The organism is Frankia umida (assembly GCF_023242945.1).
GTDB classification, from domain to species: Bacteria; Actinomycetota; Actinomycetes; order Frankiales; family Frankiaceae; genus Frankia; species Frankia umida.
Genome location: NZ_JALKFT010000006.1, coordinates 173112 through 197244, shown reverse-complemented (window position 1 = coordinate 197244; position 24133 = coordinate 173112). Strand labels below are relative to the sequence as shown.

The following is a 24133-nucleotide window of genomic DNA, read 5'->3' as shown; positions in this document are numbered from 1 at the left end:
CGTGGACGGCGCCATCGACCCGGCGGGCGGCATCGACCCAGGCGGCGACATCGGTCCTGCCGGCGGCATCGGTCCTGCCGGCGGCATCGGTCCTGCCGGCGACATCGGTCCTGCCGGCGACATCGGTCCAGGCGGCGACATTGGTCCAGGCGGCGACATCACCGCGGACGATGGCATCGACCCGGACGCTGCTGTGGCGGCGGGCGAGCGCAGCTGGACGTTCACCGAGGCCGACAGGTAGGCCGCGAGCAGCTCGCTGCTGCGCCGGGTCCAGGCGGCGGCGCCAGGGGCCGGTGCGCCTCGCCGTGGTGGCCCGCTCCCGGGCCATGGCCCGGGATGAGCCCGCAACGGCGCGGCCCGCGCGGAGCCCACCGACGCGGCTCCGGACACACCCTCGGAACCAGCGTCGCCACCGGTTTCAAGACCAGGACCTGAGCCGGGGGCCGTGGCCGGCCCGGAGCCACCCACGGCCCGATCGTCCGGATGGACGCGTCCGGGCGGCGGCGCGGAGGTGCCGGGCAGCATGCGGGACAGCAGGTCAGACGGGACGGCCACGACCGCCGGGCCGGTGGCGGCGAGCGACGCGTCCAGCGGCCATTCGCCGTAGGGGCGGCGACCATCGACCGACTCGCCGGAAAGCGGCGGACGAAAGCCCAGATCCGGCTCGGTGACACCGAACAGGCGACAGTACGCCCGCCGGTAGGCGACGCCGGGGAACACCTTACCCAGTTCATGACGTCGGATCATTTCCGCGGTCGCCGCGGGCGGTCGTGTTCCATCCTTCTCGGGCAGTCCACGCACTCGTTCGGCCAAGCCGTCCTGTGTGAGGCCATGCGCCTCACGAAAACGCCGAAGAGTGTTCGGAACCCATCCAGGATGTTTGTCTACAGACATTACAAGCCCCCGTTCGCGTCCCCCCTTCTAATGAGATCAGGATAGTCAGAACGATGCCGCCGACCGGGTGAACCACGAGATTGTGCGCCCCTCGCGCGTCGATGTCCGCTTCCTGTCCGGTGGCTGGATGCCCCGCCGGCCGACCGGCCCACTGTCCTGCTCACGACCGATCCGAGCGATATGCGCGGTATGCGCGATCCGGCGCTGATCGGCGGGCCACCGACGGCCGCCGGCGGCAGCGGGCCGGATCCGGTGGCGGCGCGTGGGCGTCCCCGCGGATGCCAGATCGCCCGGTGAGAGCAGTCCGCATACAGAGAGTTTCGACAGACCCAACATCACCACAGCCGCTCCGCGACGGACTTCCACCGGTTATGCCGCGAATCGTCGTTGTACGACAATCCAGATATGGCACCATCGAAAGTCGCTCTCGCCACCGTCGTCGGCAAGGGCGACGAGGGATGACCCGTTGACCATCCTGCCGGCTCCACCATGGCGGTTCCGCCTGATCCGAGTGGCGCAGATGCTGCTGGTGTTCGTGGCCGTCCCGCTGGCGGTCGCGTCCTTCGAGGTGGGACCGTCGGGGCTCGGGGCGCAGGCGCGCTCCCTGCGGTTCTGTGTGGCGCTCGGCTCCGGCGGGATCTGTCTGGCGCGGGCCGCCCTGGTGCGTGGGGAACGGCTGCCCTGGGCGCTGCTCGGCGCCGGCCTGGTCAGCTACAGCGGCGGCATCATCTACCACAACGCCACCGCCGGTGGTCAGTCGGCGACGCTCGGGCCATCCCCGGCGGACATCGGCTGGCTGCTGTTCTACCCGGCCTGCTACGCGGCGGTGATCCTGCTGCTGCGCCGCCGGCTGGTCCGGCTGCATCGCAGCGTCTGGCTGGACGCGGTCGCCGGGGTGCTGGGCATAGCCGCGCTGACCAGCGGCCTCGCCGTGCTGATGGCGCGCTCCAGCGCCGAGTTGGACGTGTGGTCGCTGACGATCAATGTGGTCTATCCGGTGGCCGACCTGTTGCTGATCCTGCTGGTGGTCACCGTGTTCGGTCTGCTCGGCTGGCGCCCAGGCCGGGTGTGGTGGCTGCTCGGCGCCAGTCTGGTGGGGTTCGCGGGTGCCGACTCGCTGCTGCTGATGATCGTCGAGGCGGGCTGGGAGCCGCCGGTGGGGGTGCTCTCGACCCTGTGGCTGTTCTCGACGCTCACCCCGGCACTGGCGGCCTGGGTGCGACCGCGCTGGCAGCCCTCGGCGCGGATGTCCGGCTGGGGTGTCATCACCGTGCCGCTGGTCCTCGCGGTGCTCGCGCTCGGCCTGCTCGTGGTCGGTGCCACCGTGGACCTGCCGCCGGTGACCGTGGCGCTGGCGGCCGCGACCGTGCTGGCGGCGCTCGCCCGCGCCGCGTGCACCTTCGTCGAGGTCCAGCACCTCGCCGAGAGCAGCGTCCTGGCCCGCACCGATGACCTGACCGGTCTGGCCAACCGCCGGGCCTTCCTCGAACGGCTCGCCCGCCTCGAACACGACGGCACCGCCGGCCGCGCCGTCCTGCTCCTGCTCGACCTGGACCGCTTCAAGACGATCAACGACTCGCTCGGGCATCACACCGGGGACGCGCTGCTCATCCAGGTCGGTTCGCGGATCTGCGCGGCGCTGCGCCCCGGTGACCTGCTCGCCCGCCTGGGCGGGGACGAGTTCGCCGTGCTGTTGGACAACGCCGACGCGGACGTCGCCCGCCGCGTCGCCGACCGGATCCTCGCGATCCTCGCCGAACCGTTCGACGTCGGGGGAACAACCCTGCACGTCACCGCGAGCATCGGCGCGGCCATCCACCCCGACGACGTGACCGCCGACCTTCTCCCGCCCCCCACCGCCACCACGACTGCCGCCGCCGTCGCCACTGCCGCAGCTCCGGCTGTCACCGCCGGGCCGGGCGGTACCCAGGTCCTGCTGCGCCGGGCGGATGTCGCGATGTACGCGGCGAAGGCCGACCGCAGCGGCTTCGCGACCTTCCACCCGGGCCTGGACGCCGGCAGCCGGGAGCGCCTCGACCTGGTCGAACAGCTGCGCGCCGCACTCGGCACCGGTCAGCTCGAGGTCTTCTACCAGGTCAAGGTCGCCCTGGCCAGTGGACGGACGGAGTCGGTGGAAGCCCTCGTCCGCTGGCGACATCCGACCCGCGGTCTGCTCGGACCGGAGCTGTTCATCCCCCTGGCCGAACAGGCCGGCTTCATTCAGATGCTCACCGGTGAGGTGCTGGGCATCGCGCTTGACCAGGCCCGACGGTGGCGGGTGGCGGGCCTGGACATCACCGTCGCCGTGAACATCACCGCCCCCGATCTGCTCGACCCCGAATTCCCGACCCGGGTCCGCGGACTGCTCACCCGGTTCGGTCTGCCGCCCACCGCACTCGAGCTGGAAATCACCGAGACCGCGCTCATGCGCGACCAGGACTGCTCCGCCCGCATGCTCGCGGCCCTGCGTCAGCACGGCATCGGCATCGCCGTGGACGACTACGGCGTCGGCTATTCCTCACTCGCCCGGCTGCTCGAACTACCCGTGGACGTCCTCAAGCTCGACAAGTCGTTTCTTCGCCGGACGGTCGATGACATCCGGGCCGAGGAGATCGTGCGCTCGACGGTCCGGCTCGCCCATGCGCTGGGGCTGCGCATCGTCGTCGAGGGGGTGGAGACGGCAGCGGCCGTCCGGATGCTCGGCGACGTCGGATGCGATCTCGCCCAGGGCTATTTCTTTGGTGAGCCCGGTCCCGCCGAGACGATTACCGAACATCTGCGCCGATGCCGGGAGACGATGGGCCCGGACCAGACAACAGCTACGGCCCGGACGGCTGCCGCGGACCACCCGACGGTCGCCGACCAGGCATCGGTGGGAGTCACACAGTGAGGTGCGACGCGCCCGTGACAGGGGACGTTCGGCGGCAGGGACGTTCGGTGGCAGGGACGTTCGGTGACAGGGACGTTCGGTGGCACTGACCGCGGCGCCACGTCCGGTCGGGCCCTCCGTCTGGGACGGGGTCTCCCTGCATCGCAGCCCACGCCGGGCCCCGGTGGCCGTCGGCGGCACCATGGACCCGGCGACCCTCGTCGGTGCCTACCGCGTCGGCGCCTTCCCCTGGCCCAGCGACGAGCCCGCCGACGACGCCACCGATGTTCCCGCCGCCGCGGCGGTGGCCAGCTCCGGTGCCACCATCGACGAGTCCGGCGACCTGGCCCCGGTCGAGGCGGTGGACGGCATCGTGAGCGTCTACGGCTACGGCGCCACCGACCATCCCGCCAGCACAGACGGGCGACCCGGCGGCACCGACGGGCAGCGCGGGTCGACCGATTCGGCGGAGCCGGCGGAGTGGGGGCTGGCCGAGTACTACCGGATGCTGCGGGCGGCCGTCGCGGCCCGGCGGATTCGGCATCTGTCACCGCAACGGCCCGGCGGGTACGACCTGCCCTGGTGGAGCCCGGACCCGCGGGCGGTGATCCCCGCCGGCGGCGTGCGGGTGAGCCGGTCGCTGCGCAAGCGGCTACGTGGCTGCGGGTGGACGACGTCCATCGACGAGGCGTTCGTCGATGTCGTGCGCGGCTGTCAGCGCGACGGCACGTCGGGATGGATCACCGACGAGCTGCTCGACGGGTACGCCGAGCTGCACGCTCTGGGCTGGGCGCACAGCATCGAGGTGTGGGACGGCGACGAGCTCGTCGGCGGCATGTACGGGGTGGGGATCGGCGGTGTGTTCGCCGGAGAGTCGATGTTCCACGCCCGCACCGACGCGTCCAAGATCGCCCTTGCCGATTTCGACGCCCGGTTCCGCGCCGGTGGTGGTGTGCTGCTCGACGTGCAGCTCACCACCGAGCATCTGATCTCCCTCGGCGCCCGGGACGTCCCCCGCCGCGACTATCTCGCCGTGCTCGCCAAGGTGCGCGACGATGACGTCCGCCTCACCCGGGACCGCCTCCCGGTCAGCCGGCTCGCTCCCCCCACCACCAGCTGACCGTCCGGACGACCCGACTCAGGCGCCTTCGGCACCGACGTTCTGGACAGCACCGACGTTCTGGACAGCACCGACGTTCCGGGCAGCACCGTCGCCCGCCGCCGCCTCGGTATCGGCGAGGGCCAGAGGGTAGCGGGCGTGGGCGTCGGCGAGAACGGCGAGCAGGTCGTCGATCTCGGCCTCGGTGTTCGCCGCGGTGACCTGAACCCGCATACCCACCTTCTCCCGCGGCACGATCGGGAACGGCACCACCCCGGCGAGCACTCCCCGCGCGTACAGGAAGTCACCGAGCTCGGCGGCATGGTCCGGATCGCGCAGGGGAATCTCGATGATCGGAAAGCCGCTGGTGTTGAGGGTGGCGAGCCCGAGCCCGTGAATTCCGTCGAGCAGGCGGCGGGTCAGCGTGTACAGGCGGGCGCGAAGCTCGTCCCCGCGCCGTTCGTTGATCTGCAGGCCGACCAGCCCCGTGGCCAGCGACGCCACCGGCGACGGCCCGGAGAAGATGTAGGAACCAGCCGCGGACTTGAGGTAGTCCTTCACCGGCGTCGGGCAGGCGACGAACGCCAGCAGCGAGGAATAAGCCTTCGAGAATCCCCCGACCAGGATCACATTGTCGTACGCCTGGCCCAGATGACGAACAATGCCGTTTCCGCGGGAGCCGTAGGGGCTCGTCTCGTTCGCTGCCCGTTCACCGACGACACCGAAACCGTGCGCGTCGTCGATGTAGACCAGTGCGTCGTGCCGGCCGGCGAGGGCGATCAGGTCGGCCAGCGGCGGGGCGTTGCCGGTCATGCTGTGGATGCCGTCCACGCAGATCAGCCGGGGAAACGGCGCCCGGCGAAGTCTTCGTTCGAGCCGGTCGAGCCGGTCCTCGCGGAACCGGGCGACCGTGCCGCCGCGAGCGGCGGTCATCACCGCGCCGTCGTGCGCCGTCTGATGCGCGTGCACCTCGACGAACAGCGACCCGCGGGCGACCAGCGCCGGCAACACCGACAGCTGGATATGGGTGATGGTCGGCAGCAGCAGCGCGTCCTGCGTACCGAGCAGCGCGGCCAGCGTCATCTCGATGTCGGCGTACGGCTCGGGGCTGGCGATCATCCGCGACCAGCTCGGATGTGTTCCCCACCGGTCCAGGTAGGGCCCGACCGCGGCGATGACCTCCCGGTCCAGGTCAAGGCCGAGATAGTTGCAGGACGCGAAATCGGTCAGCCAGTGATCGCGGATACGCACTCGACGCCCGGCGATCTCGTTCACGGTCGCGTCGTAGAACGGCGCGGTCGCACGCATCCGGTCCAGCTCCGCGCGTAGCCCGATCGGCTGGTTCAGCACGGCCCGCCACGCGTCGGAAAACCCGTCCAGGTACCCCGGACGCGGGGCTTCGACCGCGTGCACCACTTCGACCGCGACACCAGGTTCTGTCGCGCCGATCGGTTCTGCCACCTCGGCTGGTTCTGCCGCCTCTGCCTGCACCGGGACGTTGGTGGGGACGGAGATCTGGGTCATGCCGCGACACGTCCCAGCACCGGAAAAAAGGTCGAAAGTCGCTGATACTCACTTTTAAACCGAAATTTGACATACAGCAAGGTCAGCACCGATCCTTGAAGTCGCCGGGAGGAGTCACCGGCAGGGGTCAGGGACAACAAAAGGCGAGACAGCACCCGAAAACGACCGCTGATTCACGTTAATCGGTACTGGGCTGATTTTTCGCAAGATTGCCCGAAAGTAGGGCGAACGGCCTATTGCGGCATAGTTACGGCCATCATGGGACCCTCGTTCGCCGATGCCCGCTCCCGCCCCTCCTCCCGGATGGTTGCGGAACGCACCCAAACGGGCACCCCGGGCGCCAGCTCGCGGCGCCCCTCCGGCGCGGTGTTATCGTGCCGGCCATGTCTGACACGGCGGCATCCCCGACGAGCGCGACCGAACCCTCGGCAATCGGGGCGGAACCGACGAACGGGTCCGCCTCGGTCAGCACCGATGTCCCGGCCGGCCCAGCGGCCCCCGCCAGGCCGGCAGCACCGGCCAGCACGGCGGTCGTGGAGGCGGAGGCCGACGAGGCACCGCTGGTGCGGACCCTGCCGTATTCGGGTTGGGGTCTGACCCGGTCGAAGACGCTGTTCCTCGCGCACCGCAAGGAGCCCGTCGACCCCGCCGGCTTCTACTCGTTGATCGCCGCGGACTCCGTCCGTCAGCTCCAGCGCTACACCTCGCTGACCGGCCAGCTGATCCTGGACGTCGGCGGCGGCCCCGGCTACTTCCGTTCCGCCTTCCTGGACGCCGGCGCCCGCTACGTCTGGGTCGAGCCGGACGTCTCCGAGATGGAGGCCGCCAGCATCGAGGTGCCCGGGCGGGTCCGTGGCAGCGCGCTGGACCTGCCGTTCCAGACGGGCAGCATCGACCTGACCTACACGTCCAACGTGCTCGAGCACGTGCCCGACCCGTGGCGGATGTGTTCGGAGCTGGTCCGCGTCACCCGCCCCGGCGGGCTGATCTTCCTGAGCTACACCAACTGGCTCTCCCCCTGGGGCGGCCACGAGACGGCCCCCTGGCACTACCTCGGTGGTGACCGCGCCGCCGCCCGGTTCGAGCGCCGCAAGGGCCACGCGCCGAAGAACATCTACGGCCGCACCCTGTTCCCCGTCTCCGTCGCCGACACCCTGTCCTGGGCCCGGCGCCGCGGCGACGTCGAGGTTCTCGACGCGATGCCCCGCTACCTCCCCGACTGGGCCAAGCACATCCTCAGGGTCCCCGGTGCCCGCGAGATCATCACCTGGAACCTCGCCATGGTCCTGCGCAAGCTCTGACCTTCGGCCGCCGCTCCCTGACCCGCCTCCGACCTGCATCGCTGCTGCTGGTCACACCGCCACGGCTCCAACCACGCCCGGTCGTTCCCTGCGGCGCGCAGGCCGAATTTTTTGTCGGTGGGGCCGGGCAGGATGTCGGTGTAGCCCCAACAGGCAGTTTCCGCAGGCCAGGAGGAGAACCCCGATGCGCACTCTGATCGTCACCGCCTTCGTCTCACTGGATGGCGTCATGGAGGCGCCCGGCGGCGAGGCCGACTACCGCAACACCGGCTGGACGTTCAAGGACATCGAGTTCGACCCCGCCGCCTACGAGCTCAAGGGCCGCGAGCAGGAGGAGACCACCGCGCTGCTGCTCGGCCGCACCAGCTACGAGGCCTTCGCGCCGGTCTGGCCGACGATGACGGAGTTCGCCGGCTACAACGCGATGCCCCGTTACGTCGTCTCCACCACCCTCGAAGGCGACGACTCGCGCTGGCCGGCCACGATCCTGCGCTCGGTGGAGGAGGTGGCAGCCCTCAAGGAGACCGAGGGCGGCCCGATCGCCGTCCACGGCAGCGCGACCCTGGGTGCGAGCCTCGCCGACGCCGGCCTCGTCGACCGCTACCACCTGCTCGTCTTCCCGGTGCTGCTCGGCGCCGGCAAGCGCCTGTTCAGCGCGGCCGACAAGGACAGGACCGGCCTGAAGCTGATCGAGTCCGAGGCCTACCCCAACGGCATCCAGAAGCAGGTCTTCGACGTCATCCACTGACCCGGCCCGCCGGGTCCACATCCGCGAGTACGCCTGGCAACGCCGGCTGGCCGTGGCCCACGCCCAGCGGCCGGCGGCCGGCGCCGCGGCACCGGTCCTGCGCGGGAGGTCACACGCCGACCCCGGCCGGTTCGCGTCCGACTCGACCTGCCGAAGCTGGCTACCCGCGCTGCTGGCGGGATCGGCGCTCTCGGCGATGTCGGCGAGCACCGTGTAGATCTCCCACGGGGCACCGTCGGGATCGTCGACCCACACCTTGTCCTGCAGCGCGTAGCAGCAGGCGGTGTTCTGCTCGGTGGCCGTGGCGAGCCCGGCGCCGGCCAGGCGTGCGGTCGCCGCCGAGACCTCTTCGGATGTCGCGACCTCGACGCCAAGATGGTTGAGCGCCCCGGCCACCCCGGCACCGCGTGCCGCCGGGTTCTCGATCAGGACCAGCTTCAGCGGCGGCCGGTCGATCGCGAAGTTCGCGTACCCCGGCCTGCGCTTCACCGGCCGCGCCCCGAACAGCTTCCCGCAGAACTCCACCGCCGCGTCCACATCCGAGACGTTGAGCGCCAACTGCACCCGGGCCATCATGATCACCCCTATACATAGACAACCATCTATACCTGCCGGGATGAGGATGAGGGCAGAGATAGACGGCTGTCAATGCCTGGGGCATGCTGGAGCGGTGGCCACGACCTCCCTGCCGGCTGTGCTCCCGGCCCGCGCCGTTCAGACCGTCCAGAGCGGCGAGGCCGACCTGGACGCGCCACCAGGTGCGGCCGGGGTGGTCTCGGCGTGCTGCACGCCGCTGACCGGCGCCCCGCTGTCGAGCGCCGAGGCGGACACGCTCGCCGCGGTGCTCAGGGCCATCGCGGTACCCACCCGGCTGCGCCTGCTGTCGATGATCTACGCCCGTGAGGGTGGCGAGGCGTGCGTCTGCGAGCTTACCGAACCGCTCGGGCTGACCCAGCCGACCATCAGTCATCACCTGAAGGTCCTGGTGGACGCCGGCCTGCTCACCCGGGACAAACGCGGGGTCTGGGCCTACTACCGGGCCGTCCCCGGTGCCCTTGCCGCCCTGGGGGCGATCTTCGCGCCACCCGCCCGGGACGAGGGGTCGCGCGCCGACCAGAGCAGGAGCACGAGGGCGAGCAGCATCCAGGCGGCGAGGTAGCCGAACGCCAGCCGGGGTGAGACCACCGTGTACAGCAGCCCGGCGACCACGCTGGCGGCGATGTTCCCGACCGCCTGCACGGTGGCCAGCAGACCGAACGCCGATCCACGAATCCGCTCCGGCGCGAAGGCGGCGACCGCCGCGTGTTCCGCGGTCTCCGCGCAGCCGATTCCCACCCCGGCCAGAACGAACGCGACTCCCAAAAGCCAGATCGCGGACCCGGACACCGCGAACACCAGATAGGAACCCAGGAACGCCGCCACACCGGCGGCGGTGACCAGCACCGGCCCGCGCCGACCCCACCGGTCGGCGAAACCACCGGCGGGAAAGGACACCACCGTGGCGGCGATGTTGTAGGCGATGTAAAGGCCGATCGCGAGCTGGGTGGCCGTGTGCGTGCCATGGCCGGGGGCGAGCAGATCGGTGGCCCGAAGAACCAACAGCGTGGCGGCCACATTGCCGAGCTCGAAGGCGGTGAATCCGGCCATGACCCGCCCGAGCGGCCCCCGCAGGATCGGTCGGACGACGAATCGCGGCCGGCTGGCCGCACGGGTACGGGGAAGCCGCGCCCGCCGAATCGCGTAGACGATCGCGAACGCGGCCAGCAGACCCGGCACGATCGACAGCAGCATCGCGGTACGCAGGCTGACGAACGTCACCAGGACAAGTGCCAGCAGCGGCCCGACAATAGCCCCGAGATTGTCCATGGTCCGCTCGAACCCATAAGCCCGGCCGTAGGCGGCGGCGGGCACCAGATCGGCGAGCAGCGCGTTGCGTGCCGGAACCCGCAGCCCACGGGCGGCCCACGCGGCGCCGCGCAGTACCCCGGCCTGCACCGTGGACGTGGTCACTCCGATCAGCCCGGACAGCACGGCGGTAGTGGCATAGCCGCCGACCGCCACGGCGCGGCGCCGGGCCGGCTCGTCGGCCAGGGCGCCGCCGACGAAACGGCCGGCGCCGGCCAGCCCGTCCGAGATGCCCTCGATCGCCCCGAGCGCGGCGGCGGGTGCGCCCAGGGTCGTGGTGACAAAACCGGCCATCAGCGCGGTCGGCACCTCATGCCCCACGTCGGCCAGGAAACTCGCCGCGCCGATGCCGCCGACCCCGGGGGTCAGCCAGGGTCGACGGCCAGCCGCGGCCTGCGCCATGACGGCCGGTGGCGGTGGCGGTGGCGGGGATACGTGGATGTCCGACACATCCGCAAGGAGACGTCAGCGCGTTCCACGAAAGGAAGACTGTTTCCGTTCGACCAGGCCGACTATAATGATCTTCGATGCGGTCTGTACTACCACTGACCGAAGCAACAACCGCAGCGGTATTCGTGGGAACGACCGCTTCACCCCACCGAGCGGATCGTGGCGCTGTGGGAAAGGTCATAACCACCCAGGTCGGCGAGCGCATTGCGCAGGGCCGGATCGCGCAGGGCGGAAAGCAGCGGCCGGGCCGCGCCCAGCGCATGACGGCCGAGCGCGATCTCGTACGGTTCCCACAGCAGTGGCACGAACTCCAGGCCCAGATCCGTGAGCCCGGCCCGCAGGCCCAGCGCGGCATCGGCGATTCCCAGGGCGACCGCGAAGGCGACCTCCATATGCGAGGGCAGTTCCGGTCCGGCCACCGTTTCCGGCGCGATGGCGTCGGCCAGCAGCATCTGGTCGAGCACCACCTGCGTTCCCGCTCCCGTCTCGCGCCGCGCCACCCGCAGCCCTTCGAGCTGGGCGGCTCGCGTCAGCCCCCGCGGATTTCCGGCCGGGACGATCAGCCCCTGCTCACGCCGCCACAGATGCAGCAGATACGGCTCGTCCTGATGCAGCACCGCCCGCACGAACGACTCGTTGTACACGCCATCGCGATGCCGCAGGTGAATCACCGCGCCGTCGGCCTCACCCCGCTCCACGGCCCGTAGCCCGGCGAAACTGCCGCGGGCTCCCACCGTCTCCACCAGCACACCAAGATGCTCCAGCAGAATGCCCAGGGCCGGATCATCACTGCCCGCCAGCCGAAACACCCGTTCCGGTTCGAGGAGCCGCGTCGCGGCGATCATGCCCTGTTCGGCGATCCGGGCCCGGCGCCGGTCCGACACGGTGATGACCCCGCCATCGGCCAGGAAGCGGTATGCCCGCACGACCGTCGACGACGTGGTACCCACCGCCCGTGCGTGCTCGCGCACCCCGGGCAGTTCCGTGCCCGCCGCCAGGTCACCCGCGCGCACCCGACGCGCCAGATCATCGGCGATCTGTCGATAACGGCTCACGGCCGAGCACTGTACGACCCGGCCTCGGCGAGGCTGGTCAGACGAGTCGCAGCTGCTGGCCGACGGACTCGCGACGGTTACGGCGGCGTGGGGCGTCCGTCTGCGGTGTCGGCTCCGTGGACAGCAGGCTCGCGTCGATGTCGGCGAGGAACGGGGACGGGCGGATCTCGGCGTCGGCGCCACGGCCGGGGCGCCGCGCCGCGCTGGAGAGGATCAGGCGGTCCCGGGCCCGGGTGATACCGACGAAGAACAGCCGCCGTTCCTCCGCCTCGGCCGCCCGCGCCGCCTCGGCCGCCACTGCCACATCCGGGTTCGCAGCCACATCCGGGTTCGCAGCCACATCCGGGTTCGCAGCCGTAGTCGGGTTGGCAGCCGCGCCGTCATCCGCGCCGGCCTTGGGCCGAGCCGCGCCGAAACGCAGGGGGAGCAGGCCGTCCTCGCAGCCGATCAGGAAGACCAGGCCGAACTCGAGGCCCTTGCTGGCATGCAGGGTGAGCAGTGAGACGCGGTCGGCGCGGGGGTCGTAGCCGTCCACCTCGCTGGCCATCGTGACGGTGGTGAGGAAGGTGTTCAGATCGGTGCCGGCGCTGGCCGCGGCCGGCATCAGCAGCTCGACCGCGAGGCGCAGCTCCGCCTCGGAGGGCACTCGACCAGCCGGTATCAGGCCACCATCCGGGAAAGCGCCGGGCTCGGTGAGCAGGCTGGACGCGCCGAGTTCGGTGCCGATCGCGTCCGCGAGCGCGCCGGCCCGGCCAGCCGCGTCCCGGACCAGCGACGACACGGGCCGGGGGCCGACCGGACCTGCTGTGGGGGCACGCAGCAGGGCGAGCAGGAAGGCGACGGCGGGGGCGTCGGCCAGGGGCAGGTGGGAGCGGCGCTGGAACGGGAAACCGCGTGTGGCCAGGGCCTCCATGATGGGTTCGGCCTGGCGGGTGGTGCGGTAGAGCACGGCGATGTCGGCGAAGGACAGGCCGGCGTCGACCGAGCCGTCCACGCCGACGTCCAGGGCGTGGAACGAGGTGCCGCCGAGGGCCGCGTCGATGCTGTCGACGACGGCGATCGCCTCCTCGGTCTCGCCGCGGTGGCGGCGCAGCAGCACCGGGCCGTCCCCGGCGTGGCCGCGCACGGCGGTGAGGGTGCGGCCGGGGACGAGGCTCGCGGGGGCGATCGCGTCGAGGGCGGCGCGCACGATCGTCGGGGTGGAGCGGTAGCCGCGGGTGAGGGCGGCGGTGCGGGCGCCCGGGTAGTCCTGCTCGAAACGCAGGAAGAAACCGACGTCGGCGCCGCGAAAACTGTAGATGGCCTGGTCGGGGTCGCCGATGACGGCGAGGTTCGCCGTCGGCGGGCACAGCAGCGACAGCAGCCGGTACTGGAGCTCGTCGGTGTCCTGGTACTCGTCGACCCAGACGTGACGAAACCGTGCCCGGTAACGCTCGACGAGATCGGGTGCGTCCCGCAGCAGCGTCAGCGGCAGCACGATCAGATCGTCGAGATCGACCATGTCCCGGTCACGTAGCGCCGCGTCGTAGCGGGCCAGGACACCGAGTAGCTCGTGGTCGCGCCGCGCCGCGCCGAGGGCCCGCTGCCGTTTGAGGTCGGCGATCCCGGCGGCGATCCGCCGCTGCTGGCGGGCGTCGCCCTCGCCGTGCAGGGCGGCGTCGAGCAGTTCGGCGCGCACCGCGTCGTCGGCGACCTGGACGTGCGCGCCGCGGGCCAGCCGCGCGTGCTGCTCCCGGACGATCGTGAGGCCAAGCCCGTGGAACGTCGTCGCGAGGATGCCTACGGCCCGCTCACCGAGCAGCGCCTCGAGCCGTTCGGCGAGTTCGCCCGCGGCCCGGCGGGTGAACGTCACGGCCAGGCACTGGTCGGCCGGCACGCCGAGCTCGGCGACCCGGTGGGCGATCGCGTGCACCAGCGTGCGCGTCTTGCCGGTACCGGGTCCGGCCAGGACCAGCAGCGGCCCGTCCGCGTGCGCCGCCGCCTGCCGCTGATCCGGGTCAAGCCCATCCAGGACGGACGGGGCGGCAGCGACGGCGACAGTGGCAGTGGCAGTGGCAGCAGTGGCGGTGGCGGCAGTGGCGGTGGCGGCAGTGGCGGCGAGCGCCTCGTCCAGGGATGGGCTGGGCGGGTCCGCGGCGGATGTCCGCGGTGTCCCGGCGGCGAGTGCGCTGTTGCGCGGGTGCCGCCCACCACCCGAGGTCGAGAGGGTGGCGGGGGCGGCGGATGTGGCGGTGGGGGGTGGGGTGAGGTCGAAGAGGGTGTCGGGGGCGGCGGACAGCTCGTCGGGGGTGAACAGGCGGATGACGCCGTACTCGCCGTCGTAGCCGGCCTGACGGATGACCTCGCCGCGGCGCAGCCTGGTGATGGCCTCGACCAGCTCCGCGGAGCCGACCTCGGCGATCCGGTCGGTCGGGACGTCACCGAGGATGCCGAGCTCGGGGCCGAGCCGCGACACCAGGGAGGTGACCTGGGTGGCGACCGCCTTGCTCTTCGGACCGACGCCGAGGATCTCCCCGACGATCTCCGGCAGCGGCACCAGCGAACTGACCGTGCCGGCCGTCGCCGGGACCGTCCCGTCCGGGCGGTCGGCGAGCGCCTCGACCCGGTTGAGCACGCCGACGGTGAGCAGCCCGCCGCAGGTCGGGCAACGTCCGCCGACCTCACGGGTCTGCTCGGGGGTCAGCACCACCCCGCACTTACGGTGGCCGTCCAGGTGGTACTTGCCCTCCTCGGGGAAGAACTCGACCGTGCCGGCGAAACCGTCCCCGCCGCGCAGCGCCGCCTCGATCGCGAAGTAGTCCAGCTCGCACGTGAACGCGGTCGCCTCCCGGCCGAGCATCGGCGGGGAGTGCGCGTCCGAGTTGCTGACCAGGCGGTAACGGTCGAGGCCGGAGATCCGCCAGAACATCTCCGGGTCGGCGGACAGGCCCGTCTCCAGGGCGAAGATCTCGTCGGCCAGGTCGACGTAACAGTCCTCGACCGCGTCGAAACCCGATTTCGAGCCCAGCACCGCGAACCAGGGCGTCCAGACGTGCGCGGGGACGAGGTAGCAACCCGGCCCGCCGGCCAGGGTGATCTCCAGCAGGTCGCGGGAGTCAAGGCCGAGGATGGGACGTCCGTCCGCGGCCAGGTTGCCGATCCGGGCGAGGGTGGCGGTGATGGCGGCGGCCTGCTCGCGGGTCGGCGCGTACAGCAGATGGTGGACCTTGCGGGTACGTTCGCCGCGCTTGTAGATGGTGGAGATCTCGCTCGAGATCATGAAGCGGGTGGCTGTGCGGCACGATGCCGGCAGTGTGCGCAGCACCTCTGCCTCGAGGTCGGGCCGCAGCCGGAACAGCCCCGGTTCGGCCGGCACCAGCCTGTCCGCGAGCTCCTGCGACCACGCCGGATGGGTGAAGTCCCCCGTCCCGACCACCGCGATCCCCTTGCGGGCCGCCCACCAGGCCAGATGCTCCAGGTCGCAGTCACGGCTACACGCCCGCGAGTACCGGGAGTGGATGTGCAAATCCGCATAGAACCGTGACATCACAGATGTGTATGTTGTCGCATCCACCGTCCCCACTCCGCGTCGGCACGCCGCCGCGGACACCACGACCTCCACGTGGCCAACGGCAGGAACACAAAGGACCACTTCCAGACCATGGGACGCCCGCCTTCGTCCCGGCGGGCCCGTGCGGACCCCCAGCCGGCCGGGCGCGACGGGCAGCCGTCATGATGCGAGGGTTCGTACGATCACGGCCGATCTGATGGCCGGATGACCGCGGGGCGGAGGGAGACGGGCCCATGTCGGCGGACGACCAGCGCGCCGCACTGGCCGACCGGTGTCACCGGCTGGTGCGCTTCCTGCATGAGCTGGCCGTGGCCCGGGGCGTCCGGGTCCGCCAGGTCGACGAGCATCCCCTGGCCCTCTGGCTGGCTGACCTGCCCGCGGGCGTACCGGTGTCCGAGCAGGTGGGGCCCGGTGAGGTCCTGCTGACCGCGCCGGGCGCGGCCGCGCTGCCGCCGCCGCCCGCCCCGCCCCCCATCCTGGCCGGACGGCTGCACCTGCCGAGCCCCGCCCTCGCCGACCCCGACCGTCCCCCCGTACCGGACAACAACCCCAGCGCGGACCCGTCCGACATGGATCTGGCGGATGTGGACCCGGCCGAGGTCGAGCTGGCGTATCGGGGATGGCTGCCGGCCTGGCGGATCTGGGCGTCGCGCGCGCGGGCGGACAGCGAGCGACGGGCGCTGCACAACACGTTGCACGCCCTGGCCGCCCGGCTCGCGCAGGAAGGCGACGCGCTGGAGCTGGTGCTGGCCACGGGCCTGCTCACCTGGGCGCCGCCGGATGGTCCGCCCATCCGCGAGCATCTGCTGTCGACCCGGGTGCGCTGCGAGATCGACCCGGTCACCTCCGACATCCGGGTGCGGCTGCCGGCGGACGCGACGACCCGCCTCGCCGATGGCCACCTGCTCGACGGTGTCGCGTCGTTCCACCGGGAGCGCACAAACAACCTCCACGATCGTCTGCGGCACCGCGCTCCGGCACCGCTGGGCCCGGACGACACTCGACTGCTGCGCGAGTGGCTCACCCTGGCCGTGGACGTTCCCGCCACCGGCTTCGACCCCCAGACCGCTCCCCCGCCGCCGCCCCCGGCCAGCGCCGCGGCCGCGGCCTCGCGAGCCGGCGGCGGCAGCGGGCCGCAGGTGACGTTCGCTCCGGCGCTGGTGCTGCGGGTGCGCGACTCGGCCGCGCTGCTGAGCTACTACGAGCGGATGCTGGACGCGTTGCGCGGTGACGGTCCGCCGCCGCTCGGACTCGCGCAGCTGGTGGCGACCCTGGACACGGACGAGCGGCTCGCGTGGCTCGCCGCGGAAGGCGCCACCGACGGCTCGGTGCTCGGCGCCGACCCGTTGCTGCCGCTGCCCACCAGCCCCGAGCAGGCTCTGGTGCTGGAACGGCTGCGCCATGACAACGGCGTCGTGGTGGAGGGACCACCCGGCACCGGTAAGACCCACACGATCGCGAACCTGATCTGCGCGCTGCTCGCCGAGGGCCAGCGGGTCCTCGTCACCAGCCAGAAGGCGCAGGCCCTGCGGGTGCTACGGGCGAAACTGCCCCCCGACCTGCGCGACCTGTGTGTCTCCCTGACCGACACCGCCGACGATGTCGAGGACACCGAGGACGCCGGCGCTGCGAGCGGAACCGGCGGCGATCACCTCGCCGATCCCGGCGATGTCGCCACCGGGATCGGCGCGCCAGAGCTGGCCCTGAGCGTGAGCGCGTTGGCCGCGCGGCGGGCCGCCTACCGACCCGAGGCCCTCGACCGCCGCATCGCACGGGCCACCGAACGCCGCGACCAGGCACTACGGGAGCGGGACGCGCTGGCCGCACGCGCCCGGGACGTGCGGGCGGCCGAGGGCACGATCCACCCCGACACCGCGATCGCCGCGGGCTGGGGCGGAACCCGGGCGAGCGTCGCGGCCCGGGTCCGCGCGGCCCAAAGCGCACACGCCTGGCTGCCACTGCCCATCCCGACCCCGGCCGGCCGATCCGCCCTCGCCACCGCCGGGCCGCCGCTGACCGACGACGAGGCCGTCGAGCTGCGCGGTCTGCTGCGCCGGTACCCCGCGGACTCCTCGAATCCCCCGCGTCCCACGGGTCACGTCGACGCGGACGAGTCGACCTGGCCGGTGCTGGCGGCCGACCGTTTCGCCACGTTGGTCGCCGCCGGCGCATCGGCCCGGACCGCGGCCGCGACCGCACGGGAGAGCCTCACCCCGGCGGCCAGCGCCCTGCTCGCTGCCCTGATCGCGGCCTCCCCCGCGTCCGCCGACGAGTTGCGTTCCGCCGTGCGCGCCCTGCACCGGGCGCTGGACGAGGTGCACAGCCGCGCCGCCCGGGTGGCCGACCGGACCTGGGTTCCGGCCGCCGTCCACGACGCGCTCACCGGTCACGACCGGCTGGTGTGGGCGAAGATCGACACGGCCGCGGAGCAGGTCGCCGAGGCGGCCCGGCAGCTGACCGAAATCGGCCTGCACGAGGTGCTGCTGCCCGCCGAGGCCACCAGCAGCGGCGAGGCCACCGGCAGCGAAGTGGTCACCGGCAGCGAAGTGGTCACCGTCAGCGAAGTGGTCACCGTCAGCAGCAACGGTGGCGGTGTCAGCGGCGGCGGTACCGAGCCCGCGGACGGCTCGAGGGCCAGCGGCGACGAGCCCGCGGACGGCGAGACGAAGCCGGCGGACGCGGCGGTGCGGATGTCCGCACCTGCGGTGTTGTTGGCGCGAGGTGAGGCGCTGCGGGCGCACTTCGACGACGGGGGCGGGCTGCGCCGACGGTTCAGGGGGAAGGCCCAGCGGGCCGCCGAGACCCTGCTCGCGCAGGTGACCGTGGACGGACTCGCCCCGACCACCCCGGAACTGCTCGACCTGGTGTTGATCCGGCTGCGGGCGCAGCTCGCTCTGGACGCCGCCGGACGGGCCTGGGTGCTCGCCGGTCATCCGCCGCAGCCGGGTCTGCCCGTCGAGGCCGCGGTGTCCCGGCTGTTGGAACGACACGAGGTGATCGAGGCGATCGGCGCCCTGGTGACCGCCCGCGACCACCTGCTCGCGACGGCGGCGAACCATGGCGACGAGGCCACCCCGACCGCCCCGACCGCCCCGACCGCCCCGACCGCCCCGACCGCCCCGACGGCCCCGATCGTCAGCGCCATCACCAGTGCCGAGACGATCGGCGAGCTTGCCGCGGCGCTCGCCGCCGAACAGCCGGCACGCGCCGCGGCCGCCGCCGAGGCGGAACTCGCCCAGGTGCGGGACGACCACGAGCGACTCGCCGCCCATCCGGCGGCACCCGCCCCGCTGGCCGCCGTGCTCGCGGCCACCCACGCCCGGGACAGCGCCGCCTACACCGCCGCCACCGAACGGCTCACGGCCCAGCTGGCTCAGGACCGGGCCACCGTCCGGCGCGACACGCTGCTCGCCCGCCTCGACGCCGCCCATCCCGTCCTCGCCCAGCGGCTGCGCACCGGGCCGACCGACCCGCCCACCGGCGGGAAGGATCGCGGCCTCGAGCTGGACGACTTCGGTGCGGCCTGGTCCTGGGGGCTGGCCACCGGCTGGCTGGACGCCACCCGTGCCATCGACCACGCCGGCATCGAGCCGAACAGCGCCCAGCAGCCGAACAGCGCGGCGCCGGCCGACCTCGACGCCGATCTGGACGCGGCCGAGGACGTCCTGGCCGCCGCCACCGCGGAACTCGCCGGCGCCCGGGCCTGGCGGCACTGCCTGGAGCGCCTCGGCGCCGGGCAGTCCGCCGCCCTGCGTGCCTACAGCGAGGCGGTCGCCGCGGGCGCGACCCACGGTGGACGGCAGGCCGAGCGCTACCGACAGGCCGCCCGGGAGGCGATGGCGATCGCCCAGACGGCCGTCCCGGCCTGGGTGATGCCGATCCGCGAGGTGCTCTCGACCATCCCGCCGGTGCGTGACAGCTTCGACGTCGTCATCGTGGACGAGGGCAGCCAGGCGGGCCTGGACAGTCTGTTCCTGCTCTGGCTCGCCCCCCGGGTGATCGTCGTCGGTGACGACCGGCAGTGCACCCCGGCGGCGGTGCCCGGGCGTGACCTCGATGACGTCCTCGACCGGCTCGACGCCCTGTTGCCGGACGTCCCGGCCTGGCTGCGGGTCGGGTTCAGCCCGCGGTCGAGCCTGTTCAGCCTGCTGCGCACCCGGTTCGGTGAGGTCGTGCGCCTGCGCGAGCACTTCCGGTGCATGCCGGAGATCATCGAATGGTCATCCGCGATGTTCTACCGGGAGGCGCCGCTGGTGCCGCTGCGCCAGTTCGGCGCCGATCGACTGCCACCGCTGGTCGCCCGGCATGTCCCGCACGGCTCCACCATCCCGACGCCCACCGGTCCGCGTAACCGGGCGGAGGCGGAGGCGCTGGTCGGGCAGGTGCTGCTCAGCGCGCAGGACCCCCGCAACGCCGGGTTGGCCTTCGGCGTGGTGGTCATGGCGGGACAGGCGCAGGCGACCCTGATCCGTGACCTGCTGGCCGAACGGCTGTCCGCGGCCGAGCACCGGCGCCGCCGACTGCGGGTCGGTACCCCCGCGGACTTCCAGGGCGACGAACGCCACGTCGTGTTCGTGTCGCTGGTCGTGGCCCCCTCGACCCCGCCGACGCCCCTGACGACGCTGGAGTACCAGCGCCTGTTCAACGTCGCCGCCTCCCGCGCCCGCGACCAGGTCTGGCTGTTCCATTCGGTGACCCTCACCGACCTCGATCAGCACGACCTGCGCCACAGCTACCTGGCACACGTCCTGTCCAGCACCCGGTCCGCGTCCACCGCACGGTCCGCGACCGCCACCCAGCTCACGGCGGCCACCCGGCCCGGCCGGGCCAGCGCGCCACCGGAGTCCCCGGACCCGCGGCTGGTACCCGAGGACCGTCCGCATCCGGCGTTCGGCTCGTTGCTCGCGCAGCGGGTGTACCGGCGGGTGGCCGGCCGCGGTTATCTGGTCGACCCCCAGGTGGAGATCGGCGGGCTGCACCTGGACCTGGTGGTCAGCGGTGGACGGTCCCGCTTCGCGATCGGCTGCGACGATGACGCCGGCGACGCCGACATCGCCCGGGGCTTCGACCGCGAGCGCGACCTGCGCCGGGTCGGTTGGCGGTTCTGGCGGGTGCGCCAGTCCGACTTCGAGCTCAACCCCGAGGCGGCCCTCGCCACCCTCTGGCCGCGCCTCGCCGCCGCCGGGATCACCCCCGTCCCCACCTCGCCGGACGCCACCCCGCAGACCGGCCCCATCCCGGACAGCGGCACCGGCCCCACCCAGGACAGCACCGACCAGGACGGCGCGGTGCTCTCAGACGGGGGTGCCGTCGGTCATCTCGTCCGACTCGCGCGCAACCGCGAACCCGCGGGTCCGTTCGCCGTCGGACAGTTCCCGCCGCCCTGAGCCGGCGCCGCCACCCGCGCTCGCGGCCGGCGGGTCCAGCGGTGTGGGATCGAGGCGCGTGTGGTCTGGCGACTCCGAGTCCACAGGCACGGGGTCATGGTGGTCGGGGTCGTCCTCGGTGGCACCGACGATGCGGGCGAAGGGCTGGCGGGCCAGCCGGGAACGGGCAGCCGGCGGTTCCAGGAAGTCGGCCCGGCGGATGCGACAGAAGGCCGTCTGTGGGCCCGAGCCGACGTGGCACACCCCGATCTGCGCGGCGGCCGACAGATAGGCCATGGCCTCGGACCGTTCCAGCCCGATCCGGCTGGTCAGGAACAGCATCGCCGAGCGGGCGGCCCGGCGGACCGCCTCGGACAGCTCGGCGTCGACACCCATCGTCACCCAGGCCGTCTCGGTCTCGACGAACGGTTCGCGCAGCGCCCCCAGCACCGCACCCGCCGCCCCCTCCCGCAGCGTGGACAACCGCAGGGTCGCCCGCAGCGGCCCCTCGAGCGCGGTCGCACCCAGCCGTCCTTCACTGAGCGCATAATGCGGGTCGCCCACCGCGAACAGCCCGCCGGCCACCTGGACGGGTAGGTACAGGTGACCACCGACGCCCAGATCGACGCAGTCCAGCGCGCCTCCGTGCAGTCCGACCGATGTGGACGCGATGACCTCGGTGGTACTGTCCACCGCGACCGCCATGACGCCGAGAAAGGGAGTCAGCGGGAAGCGGGTCCGGGTACCGCCGACGCTGGTCAGCGCACCGAACAGCCGCCCACGGCGGCGTTCGATCGCGCAGAGGGTGGTGACGGTGCCAAAGCGCTGCCAGTGCCGCGCGCTGGCGCTCGCCTCGGGCGGTGGCCCCTCCGGAAACTCCCCGGCGAACAGCCCCGCGCCATGGCGACTCGACACGATGCCGTACCGCGCCCGCGGGTGCAGCGAGAGCACGTCGACGCGCAGCATGTCACCGGGCTCCGCGTCCCGGACGAACACCGGCCCGGTCACGATGTGCGGCGCGTCCACACCGTACTGGTGCGGCAGGCCGGACGCGGCGATCGCCCGCGCGTCCGCGAGCACCTCGGCGGGCACCACGCCGAGACCTGCGAGAAAGGACTCGGGGTCGCGACCCTGGTCGCCGAGGATGCCCTCCTGGCTGACTGTGTCGATGGTGACGGTGGCACCGGGATCGATGGACAGGACCGGTCGGGAGCGGGCGTTCGGCAGTTCACCCCAGGTGACGGTTTCGGGGGTGGAGGGCAGATAATGTCTACCCTCGATCTTGCCGCGGCCCGGTTGCAGCGCCACGGGCGGCTCTACCGGGTCCGGGACCGTCCGGGCGGGCTCCCACCGTGACGAGCCGCCTGGACCCACGCCCGCGCACCGTCCTGCCTCCCGGCAGGGGGTACGCAGGATGCACATCGACAGCGCAGGTTCACGCGCGTCACATTTTCAGTGGAATGTGACAAAAAGGTCACATATATGTTGCGATCACCGTCATTCCGAGGCGCGGAAGGTGGCTGGCCCGTGGATGCGGAACTTTTTAGCCCCAAGGGTCCGCATGTGCGGGATCTAGGGGAGTTCGAACTCATCCGGGCGATCACCGCTCGCTTCGGTCGCAGCCCTGACGTCCTCGTCGGGCCGGGCGACGACGCCGCCATGCTCGCCGCGCCCGACGGCCGCGTCGTCGTCACCACCGACCTTCTCGTCGAGGGACGTCACTTTCGCCGGGACTGGTCCGGCGGCGCGGACGTCGGCCACAAGGCCGCCGCCCAGAACCTCGCCGACGTCGCCGCCATGGGTGCCCGTCCCACCGGCCTGTTCGTCGGCCTGGCCACCCCCGGCTCCACCGAACTCGGCTGGGTCCTGTCCCTCGCGGACGGCCTGGCCGCCGAATGCGCCCGCGCGGGCACCACCGTCGCCGGCGGCGACATCAGCTCCGCCGACACGATCATGCTCGGCGTCACCGCCCTCGGCGATCTGGGCGGGCGCGCGCCCGTCCTACGCTCCGGCGCCCGCCCCGGCGACATCGTCGTCCTGGCCGGCACCGTCGGCCCCTCGGCCGCCGGCCTCGCCCTGCTCACCGCCATCCCCCGCACACCGCCGGCCCCCGGCGGCGGTTCCCCATGGCCCGCACCCGACGGGTTCAGCCCCACCCGACCGGACGACGATTCCCTCACCGCCCGCGGCTGGGACCACCTCCTCACCGCGCATCGTCGCCCCCGACCGCCCTACCACCTCGGCCCCGCCCTCGCGGCCCTCGGCGCACGCGCCATGTGCGACGTCTCCGACGGGCTCGTCCAGGACGTCGGGCACCTCGCCGCCGCGTCCGGCGTGCACATCGACCTCACCACCGACGCCTTCCCGATCGACGACGCCCTGCGCGGCGCCGCCGACCACCTCGGCGTTGATCCCCTCGACTGGGTCCTCACCGGCGGTGAGGACCACGCCCTGGTGGCATGCCTGCCCCCGCTTCCACCGAGCGTCGCGCTACCACCCGGCTGCGTGCGGATCGGCTCCGTCCAGTCCGACGGAACGGGCGTGACCGTCGACGGACGCACCCCGACCGGTGTGGGCGGCTGGACCCACTTCGGCCGATCCACCTCGAACCACCCCGACCGACCACACTCGCCCGAGTGAACCGGCCCACCACCGCGTAACAGCGCCACCCCCACCCTCACCGACCACCGCACCCTCACCGACCACCGCCACCACCCTGATCGCCCGCCTGACCGCACCCTGATCAGCATCCCGACCGGCCCCGACGACCAGCATTCCCTCGCCACGGGAATGTCCGGTGCCGACCACGGCCCGACCGGCCTCGAGTCGGCTCCGGGTGGCCGACCCGGCCATCATCCCTGCCATTCCGAACGCCCGGTCAGGTTGGCGCTCAACCCATTCAGCCGTCGTTCTTTCGGCCCATCCAGCGGTACTGGCTCCGCACGTGAACGCCCATCCGTTGGAACGCGAACAAAGCACATATCGGACGTCTCGTACACGCCGGCGATGACTGGTCCGGGCCGACCCCGCACCGCACCGCAGGCGGTGGAAAGTCACCTGTCGCGACAGCGGCGCCCCTCCACCCGCTCACACCAGTCGGCGGCCACCACGGCAACGGTCGACGGCCACGACAACGGCGACAACAACGGTCGACGGGAACGATCGATGGTCCGCAACGCCGATCAACGTCGCCCTGTTCTGGCCGCCAGCCATGGGATCGCATCTGTGACGCCATCACATGGCCTTCGTACCAGCACCGCGACGGTGCGCGACCACGTGCCCCGCGCGGGCCTCAGCCCCCGAAAAGGGGGTGTACGCGCCACGGCACCCAAGGTGCTCGGTGCTCGGTGCTCGGGGAGAGGAGAAGTCTAG

At 72.3% G+C, this 24133-nt stretch carries 12 protein-coding genes and 2 pseudogenes; 8 read left to right on the top strand and 6 right to left on the bottom strand.

Features of this window, described 5'->3' with window-relative positions; genetic code table 11:
- Position 1: 1 nt before the first annotated feature.
- The 3 genes from MXD59_RS08525 (at position 2) to aat (ending at position 4883) form a co-directional block, all read left to right on the top strand.
- On the top strand, positions 2-241 hold the full coding sequence (locus tag MXD59_RS08525) for a hypothetical protein (RefSeq protein WP_248824202.1): 240 nt from the start codon (positions 2-4) through the stop codon (positions 239-241).
- A 1173-nt stretch (positions 242-1414) separates the two neighbouring features.
- A complete protein-coding gene (locus MXD59_RS08520) occupies positions 1415-3784 on the top strand; it encodes a putative bifunctional diguanylate cyclase/phosphodiesterase (RefSeq protein ID WP_248824272.1) in 2370 nt (789 codons plus the stop codon).
- Positions 3785-3863: 79 nt separating this feature from the next.
- Positions 3864-4883 (top strand): leucyl/phenylalanyl-tRNA--protein transferase, encoded by a 1020-nt coding sequence (gene aat / locus MXD59_RS08515; RefSeq protein ID WP_248824201.1) that lies wholly within the window; start codon positions 3864-3866, stop codon positions 4881-4883.
- Positions 4884-4901: 18 nt separating this feature from the next.
- Here the strand turns inward: aat and MXD59_RS08510 are convergent, their stop codons facing one another.
- Entirely contained in the window at positions 4902-6386 is a 1485-nt protein-coding gene (locus tag MXD59_RS08510) for an aminotransferase class I/II-fold pyridoxal phosphate-dependent enzyme (RefSeq protein WP_248824200.1), read from the bottom strand.
- Positions 6387-6949: 563 nt separating this feature from the next.
- Between MXD59_RS08510 and MXD59_RS08505 the strand changes: the two genes are divergently transcribed.
- Positions 6950-7687 (top strand): class I SAM-dependent methyltransferase, encoded by a 738-nt coding sequence (locus tag MXD59_RS08505; protein ID WP_248824271.1) that lies wholly within the window; start codon positions 6950-6952, stop codon positions 7685-7687.
- 184 nt (positions 7688-7871) lie between these two features.
- The gene (locus tag MXD59_RS08500) at positions 7872-8435 is read left to right on the top strand and encodes a dihydrofolate reductase family protein (RefSeq protein ID WP_248824199.1); all 564 of its coding nucleotides are present in this window, start codon (positions 7872-7874) and stop codon (positions 8433-8435) included.
- A gap of 210 nt (positions 8436-8645) precedes the next feature.
- Here MXD59_RS08500 and MXD59_RS08495 read toward each other — a convergent pair.
- Positions 8646-9008 (bottom strand): annotated as a pseudogene (locus MXD59_RS08495) (ArsI/CadI family heavy metal resistance metalloenzyme); the annotation flags it as partial.
- A 97-nt stretch (positions 9009-9105) separates the two neighbouring features.
- Here MXD59_RS08495 and MXD59_RS08490 point away from each other — a divergent pair.
- On the top strand, positions 9106-9594 hold the full coding sequence (locus tag MXD59_RS08490) for an ArsR/SmtB family transcription factor (protein WP_308301678.1): 489 nt from the start codon (positions 9106-9108) through the stop codon (positions 9592-9594).
- On the opposite strand, the pseudogene MXD59_RS08485 reads toward MXD59_RS08490, so the two are convergent.
- From MXD59_RS08485 to MXD59_RS08475, 3 genes and pseudogenes are all read right to left on the bottom strand, one after another.
- Positions 9582-10742 (bottom strand): annotated as a pseudogene (locus MXD59_RS08485) (MFS transporter); the annotation flags it as partial. The gene MXD59_RS08490 and the pseudogene MXD59_RS08485 sit on opposite strands and share 13 nt — an antisense overlap.
- A gap of 188 nt (positions 10743-10930) precedes the next feature.
- Entirely contained in the window at positions 10931-11845 is a 915-nt protein-coding gene (locus MXD59_RS08480; protein WP_248824198.1) for a GntR family transcriptional regulator, read from the bottom strand.
- Positions 11846-11882: 37 nt separating this feature from the next.
- A complete protein-coding gene (locus tag MXD59_RS08475) occupies positions 11883-15374 on the bottom strand; it encodes a UvrD-helicase domain-containing protein (protein ID WP_248824197.1) in 3492 nt (1163 codons plus the stop codon).
- A gap of 254 nt (positions 15375-15628) precedes the next feature.
- On the opposite strand from MXD59_RS08475, the gene MXD59_RS08470 reads away from it, so the two are divergent.
- Positions 15629-20782 carry a PDDEXK-like endonuclease domain-containing protein gene (locus MXD59_RS08470; RefSeq protein WP_248824196.1) on the top strand — a complete coding sequence of 1718 codons (5154 nt, stop codon included), beginning with the start codon at positions 15629-15631 and terminating at the stop codon, positions 20780-20782.
- Here the strand turns inward: MXD59_RS08470 and MXD59_RS08465 are convergent.
- On the bottom strand, positions 20690-22069 hold the full coding sequence (locus tag MXD59_RS08465) for an acetamidase/formamidase family protein (protein WP_248824195.1): 1380 nt from the start codon (positions 22067-22069) through the stop codon (positions 20690-20692). The two genes, MXD59_RS08470 and MXD59_RS08465, sit on opposite strands and share 93 nt — an antisense overlap.
- A 255-nt stretch (positions 22070-22324) precedes the next feature.
- Between MXD59_RS08465 and MXD59_RS08460 the strand changes: the two genes are divergently transcribed.
- Positions 22325-23401, top strand: a complete 1077-nt coding sequence (locus MXD59_RS08460; RefSeq protein ID WP_308301673.1) for a thiamine-phosphate kinase — start codon at positions 22325-22327, stop codon at positions 23399-23401.
- Positions 23402-24133: the final 732 nt, after the last annotated feature.

Bases quoted from the DNA above. Each gene is read 5' to 3' on its own strand.
- MXD59_RS08470 (WP_248824196.1), top strand. From the start codon at position 15,629: ATGTCGGCGGACGACCAGCGCGCCGCACTGGCCGACCGGTGTCACCGG.
- MXD59_RS08510 (WP_248824200.1), bottom strand. From the start codon at position 6,386: ATGACCCAGATCTCCGTCCCCACCAACGTCCCGGTGCAGGCAGAGGCG.
- MXD59_RS08520 (WP_248824272.1), top strand. From the start codon at position 1,415: ATGCTGCTGGTGTTCGTGGCCGTCCCGCTGGCGGTCGCGTCCTTCGAG.
- MXD59_RS08500 (WP_248824199.1), top strand. From the start codon at position 7,872: ATGCGCACTCTGATCGTCACCGCCTTCGTCTCACTGGATGGCGTCATG.